Source organism: Pseudoalteromonas sp. SWXJZ94C, assembly GCF_015864385.1.
In the GTDB taxonomy this organism is placed as follows: Bacteria; Pseudomonadota; Gammaproteobacteria; order Enterobacterales; family Alteromonadaceae; genus Pseudoalteromonas.
Map to the genome: position 1 here is coordinate 22,808 of NZ_JADYXF010000051.1, position 6,263 is coordinate 29,070.

The following is a 6,263-nucleotide window of genomic DNA, read 5'->3' on the forward strand; positions in this document are numbered from 1 at the left end:
TAGTGAAACACAAACTAAAAATAGCAAAACGTGATTAAACTGATAGTGAAAGTAAGCTTCAGTATTGGCATGCAAGCACTAAGTTAAACCCTGACTCGAGTATTAAAAACGATACAACGACTATGGAACAATTTGATAACAGAATAAAAGCCAGTAAAGAAGGAAAACCTAATGATAAATATAACACGTGATTACGAGTCTGTAGAGCTTGAAGATAATATTGAAAGTTTTGAAGATGATTATAATTACTCGACTAAAGCTTTACCTAATAATAGAGATAATTTAATAAGTTTTTTTGGCAACGCAATCACAATTTGCCAGTGGTGGTCGTTTGATTTAACCGAAGAAAACAAGCAAAAATCCATAAAAGCATTAAAGCTTGCGGCAAAAGCAGGTGAAGCTATTTTTAGGCTAGGTCGAGAGCCTGAAAAAGAGCAACGCGTCGTGATTGACGATATATTAGATGCCACCTACAACGGCAAAAGCTTGTTGTGGGATGGGCGCTTGGATGCAATTCGCTGGCAACAAGCCTTTTTTTGTGCGGCAATTGTCCGTGAGCAAGCAGCGATGGATAGTTTAGCGAAGTTTCCTGTATCTGTAATGCGCCAGTGCTCTACCACAAACAGTGAAGCCGAGTATGCACTTGTTGAATTAATTCAAGGTATACAACGTCGAGTATCAAATGATGAAGGTTTAGCTTTACTAGGCAAAGCGCTAGAAGAGGTAAGATTAGAAACCAAAGACCCGTGGGTCAGCTATTGCACCGGCGGTAAAACAAATTTTGTTCTTGCCTTTATGATGGATGGAGAGGTTACCCCGAGTACCGCCTTAGCAGATGCATTGAATGATAGCTGGGAGTACCACGAGCGATTCTGTGATATGGGATACCAACAACCTGATTTTTACATGCCAATTGTCTTGCTAGGCTTAGCGTGTATTGCAAAAGACTTAGGTAATGAACTCAACGTGCAATCAGACTTTATTCCGCAATTTTATATTGATGGCGACTACCTGTAGTTTTACCTAAGCATCTAAAACCCTCAACTAAACAGATTTAATTTAAAGGAATAAATATGATAACCATAACACGTGATTATGAATCTATAGAACTTGAAGATAATATTGAAAGTTTTGAAGATGATTATAATCACTCGATTGAATGCTTACCTATAAAAAGAGATAATTTAATTTATTTATTGGGAGATGCAATTACAATCTGCCAATGGTGGTCGTTTGACTTAACGGATGAAAACAAGCAAAAATCTATAAAAGCATTAAAGCTTGCTGCAAAAGCAGGTGAAGCTATTTTTAGGCTAGGTCGAGAGCCTGAAAAAGAGCAACGTATCGTGATTGACGACATATTAGATGCCACCTACAACGGCAAAGGTATGTTGTGGGAGGGTGGGTTTTTGCATGCCGGTCGTTGGCAAAAGGCCTTTTTTTGTGCGGCAATTGTTCGTGACATTGATGCGATGGATAGTTTAGCGAAGTTTCCTGTATCTGTAATGCGTCAGTGCTCTACGACAAGCAGTGAAGCCGAGTATGCACTTGTTGAATTAATTCAAGGTATACAACGTCGAGTATCAAATGATGAAGGTTTAGCTTTACTAGGCAAAGCGCTAGAAGAGGTAAGATTAGAAACCAAAGACCCGTGGGTCAGCTATTGCACCAACGGAAAAACTGACCTTTATAATGAAAGAAAAAGGCAGTCCAAGTACGGCATTAGCAGATGCATTGAATGACAGTTGGGAGTACCACGAGCGATTCTGTGATAAAGGATACCAACAGCCTGATTTTTATATGCCAATTGTCTTATTAGGTTTAACGTGCATGGCAAAAGATTACGGTAACGAACTCAGCGTGCAATCAGACTTTATTCCGCAGTTCTATATTGATGGCGACTACCTGTAGTTTTACCTGAGAACCCAAAACGCTCAACCAAACAGATTTAATTTAAAGGAATAAACATGATTAACATAACACGCGATTATGAACCTACGTTTTTAGAGCATGATACTGAACGATTTGAAGAAATTTATGATGACTCGATTGAAGATCTACCTATTAAAAGAGATAATTTAATAAGCGTTTTTGGTAATGCAACCACAATCTGCCAATGGTGGTCGTTTGATTTAACCGAGGAAAACAAGCAAAAATCCATAAAAGCATTAAAAATAGTAGCAAAAGCTGGGGAGGCAATCTATAGGCTAGGTCGCGAGCCTGAAAAAGAGCAGCGCGTTGTGATTGACGATATATTAGACGCCACCTACAACGGTAAAGGCTTATTAGCAAATGGACGATTACATGCGATGCGCTGGCAAGAAGCCTTTTTTGCTGCGGCAATTGTGCGTGACTATGACGCGATGGACAGCTTGGTTGAGTTTCCGGTATCGTTAATGCGAAAGTGTTCTTCTAAAAACCCTGAAGCAGAGTATTTATTGACTGAGTTAATACAGTGTATTCATCGTCGTGAATCAGGACCAAAAGGTATAGAAATCCTTACTAAGTTGATGGATGAAGTGATTGAAGGTGGCAAAAAAGAGCCGTGGGTTGCATACGGTACAGGCGCAAAATCAGATTTTATTATTTCGTTCACCACAAAATCAGAAGCAACACCAAGTGAGGCATTAGCAAGTGCGCTAACCGAAAATTGGAAATACCATGAGCGTTATTGTGACCATGAGTACCAACAACCTAGTTTTTATATGCCAATTAACTTGCTCGGTTTAGCGTGTATGGCAAAAGATTATGGTAACGAACTCAACGTGCAATCAGACTTTATTCCGCAGTTTTATATCGATGGCGACTATTTGTAGTTTTGCCTCAGCCCCCAAAACGCTCAATCAAACAGATTTAATTTAAAGGAATAAGCATGATAAACATAACACGTGATTATAAGCCTCTAAGCATAAAAAGAAATAGTGACCGATTTGAAGAAGAATATAATGAGTCAATTGAATGCTTACCTATAAAAAGAGATAATTTAATTTATTTATTGGGAGATGCAATCAAAATCTGCCAGTGGTGGTCGTTTGATTTAACCGAAGAAAACAAACAAAAATCCATAACCGCACTAAAGCTTGCTGCAAAAGCCGGTGAAGCTATTTTTAGGCTAGGTCGAGAGCCTGAAAAACAGCAGCGCGTTGTGATTGACGATATATTAGATGCCACCTACAACGGTAAAGGCTTATTAGCAAATGGACGATTACATGCGATGCGCTGGCAAGAAGCCTTTTTTGCTGCGGCAATTGTGCGTGACTATGACGCGATGGACAGCTTGGTTGAGTTTCCGGTATCGTTAATGCGAAAGTGTTCTTCTAAAAACCCTGAAGCAGAGTATTTATTAACTGAGTTAATACAGTGTATTCATCGTCGAGAATCAGGACAACAAGGTATAGAAACCCTCAATAAGTTGATGGATGAGGTGATTGAAGGTGGTAAAAAAGAGCCGTGGGTTGCATACGGTACAGGTGCAAAATCAGATTTTATTATTTCGTTCACCACAAAATCAGAAGCAACACCAAGTGAGGCATTAGCAAGTGCGCTAACCGAAAATTGGAAATATTGTGAGCGCCACCGTGATTTAGAGGGATATGAACAACCTGATTTTTATATGCCAATTGTCTTATTAGGTTTAACGTGCATGGCTAAAGACTTAGGTAACGAATTAAACGTGCAATCAGACTTTATCCCGCAGTTTTATATTGATGGCGACTACCTGTAGTTTTACCTAAGCACCCAAAACGCTCAACTAAACAGATTTAATTTAAAGGAATAAATATGCCAGCTGAAACATGTGATTATGAGTTTCTACAAAACTCGTTTTATTTTAAGTTTATTAATGTGCGTTTAATACGATATGCGCAATCAGCCATACCAGCTCAATATAAGTAAGTTAATATGAATTTTATAAAAACCTTTACACTTCCTATGTGTTGGATCTTTTTGATCCCTATCGTCTCTTACCTTTTTTTTGGTTATGCAGTAAATGAAAGAAATGAACAAGTAAATAATCTTGTTTATGAATCTTTATATGCCGATAAACCCACTTCAAATGTTGAAAAATTGCATATTCAAGAATCTTTTAATTTATTTGATTATGCGTCTGTTTGCAGTGAAAAAAAACCTGAGTTTCAAACTCTCATTACAAGTTTGGGTAGCCTGTGTGACGATTTTTATTATTATAATGTAGGGAGTGAGCTCAGTTTTTATAGCATTTTAATCTCAGTTTTTATGCTTATTTTTACGTTAGGTTTTTTTCTATTATCTTTTAAATCACAAACAATCCAGTACAAATCTTTTGTTATATCTTGGAATATTTCTAAATTATTTTGCATTGCTCAAGTAGCCATCCAAGGCACGTTATTATTAGCAGTTTGCTTTTTTGGCACTGTTCTTTTATGGAACACTTATTATCCACAAATACTTGTTTTTATTGGTTTACCCGTTGGTATTGCGTGTATACAAATGATTGGTATTTTAATTAGTCGTACAAAAATTCCAAATTACGTTATAGGGCACCCGTTAACACAAACAGAAGCACCAACACTCTATGAGGAATTAACGCGTATTTGCGATAAGTTTGATACTGACTTACCTGATAACGTAGTACTTGGGATAGAGGATAACTTTTTTGTGACAGAGCATGAGTTAACTTTGAATGAAGATATAAAGCTCATAGGAAAGACGTTATACCTAAGTATTTTCCATCTTAAAAAATTAAATAAACTAGAGGCGTCAGCTATTTTTGCCCATGAAATAGCGCATTTTAGTGGTGAAGACACTTTTTTTTCAAAAAAAACAATACCAATGTTAGCCAAATGCGATGAGTGCTTGATGGTATTACATAGTCGCTTTATTACTATTCCAGCGGCCTATTTTTTATTGTTTTTTAGAGGTCTTTTTGAAATCAGTTTTGGCAAGGTAAGTCGAATGCGAGAGTATCGTGCTGATTTTATGGCTGCAGATTATGTAGGCGCTAAAGCATTGGTTAATGGGCTGGTTAAGTTTGTGTTTTATTCTGAATATAGAGCCAGCATAGAAGAGGAGCTGATTTTAAAAAATGAGCAAGTTAAAAATCTAGACTTTTTAAAACAAATAGAAGATGAGGTACATGATTTTGCAAAAGATTATACCTTTGAAGATAATATTTTAAACCAGGTTATTCATCACCCTTTTGACAGTCATCCTCCCATGTATAAAAGAATAGAAGCTGTAGGTTATACATTAGATATTGATGACATTAGAGCTGGTATATTAAATGATGATGAGGATAGTTGGTATCATGAGATTAAGTCTGCTCGTTCAATAGAATTAGAATTAATGAAAGCTTTTGAGGATGATTTTATTTCAACACACGAGCAAAACTTAGTGTATCAGCTTATTCCTACCACCGATGAAGAAACCAAGCTTGTCGAAAAGTATTTTCCGCCTGTGGACATAGTCAGTAAAAATGGTAAAACAACATTAAATATTACATGTAAAACATTTAAATATTCTACATGGGAAGATGAGGTTAATTATGATGATGTGGAGTCATTTTTAGTTAAAAAACCGCTGTTTCGTAAAAAACGTATGCTGTTTAATTTAAAAAATAATAAACGGTTATTTTTTCCTATTAAGTGTTTTTCAATGGGGGAAGAGGAAGTGGCTGAAACGTTTTCAATGTATTATTCGAGGTTTATAATAGCAAACGACTACGAGGAGGAAATATTAAACGCAAAAGAGTAGCTTTTAAAATGCGCTTATTAAAACCTTTAGCCAATGCTTGAAAATATAAATAATAGTAATACAGTATATTTTTTATTCTTGTTGTTGATTTTTTATATAGTTTATACAGCTTATATAGTTTTAAAAAAGTACAGTGTAGAGTGTCGCTTTATTCAGGCGTTTTAAAGCGAGGGCGATTGAATACGTTAAATTAATATAGTGAGATGGTTTAAAATTTAAATGAACGACCTTAAAGAAACGTGTATAAAATTGAATTACCTTCTTGAGCACACAGCAAACGTAAGGTTTGAATCAGGTGAAGAATATAGTTTTATTTTAGATAAAAAGTACACTGAGTTTGAAATTGAAAGCTTTGAAAAAGCTTATCAAATCTCTTTACCTGAAGAGTATAAAAATTTTCTTATTAATGTTGGGGCCAGGGCAAGAGCATGAAAAAACACTATAAATTCAATACCTTTTCAAGATAAGCTGTACTGCGCATCGCTTTCTTCTGCTTTGCTGGCATACCTTTACTAAAACTGGTTTCAGCCTTT

7 protein-coding genes are annotated in these 6,263 nt (G+C 36.1%); all 7 read left to right on the top strand.

All coding sequences use genetic code 11. The annotated features are described in order from the left end of the window. Positions 1 to 171 precede the first annotated feature (171 nt). Complete coding sequence (locus tag I6F65_RS18230; RefSeq protein WP_197114287.1) at positions 172 to 1,017, top strand: immunity 49 family protein; 846 nt, start codon at positions 172 to 174, stop codon at positions 1,015 to 1,017. A 56-nt stretch (positions 1,018 to 1,073) separates the two neighbouring features. Further along, entirely contained in the window at positions 1,074 to 1,742 is a 669-nt protein-coding gene (locus I6F65_RS18235) for an Imm49 family immunity protein (RefSeq protein ID WP_197114289.1), read from the top strand. Continuing rightward, positions 1,735 to 1,911: an Imm49 family immunity protein gene (locus tag I6F65_RS21995; protein WP_197114291.1), complete on the top strand. Its 177-nt coding sequence runs from the start codon at positions 1,735 to 1,737 to the stop codon at positions 1,909 to 1,911. Before I6F65_RS18235 ends, I6F65_RS21995 begins: the two co-directional genes overlap by 8 nt. Positions 1,912 to 1,967: 56 nt before the next feature. Next, positions 1,968 to 2,816 (top strand): immunity 49 family protein, encoded by an 849-nt coding sequence (locus I6F65_RS18245; RefSeq protein ID WP_197114293.1) that lies wholly within the window; start codon positions 1,968 to 1,970, stop codon positions 2,814 to 2,816. Positions 2,817 to 2,872: 56 nt separating this feature from the next. Next, positions 2,873 to 3,724, top strand: a complete 852-nt coding sequence (locus tag I6F65_RS18250; RefSeq protein ID WP_024612767.1) for an immunity 49 family protein — start codon at positions 2,873 to 2,875, stop codon at positions 3,722 to 3,724. Positions 3,725 to 3,900: 176 nt separating this feature from the next. Continuing rightward, positions 3,901 to 5,730 carry a M48 family metallopeptidase gene (locus I6F65_RS18255; protein ID WP_197114295.1) on the top strand — a complete coding sequence of 610 codons (1,830 nt, stop codon included), beginning with the start codon at positions 3,901 to 3,903 and terminating at the stop codon, positions 5,728 to 5,730. Positions 5,731 to 5,949: 219 nt separating this feature from the next. Next, on the top strand, positions 5,950 to 6,162 hold the full coding sequence (locus I6F65_RS18260; RefSeq protein WP_197114297.1) for an SMI1/KNR4 family protein: 213 nt from the start codon (positions 5,950 to 5,952) through the stop codon (positions 6,160 to 6,162). The last annotated feature ends 101 nt before the right edge of the window (positions 6,163 to 6,263 follow it).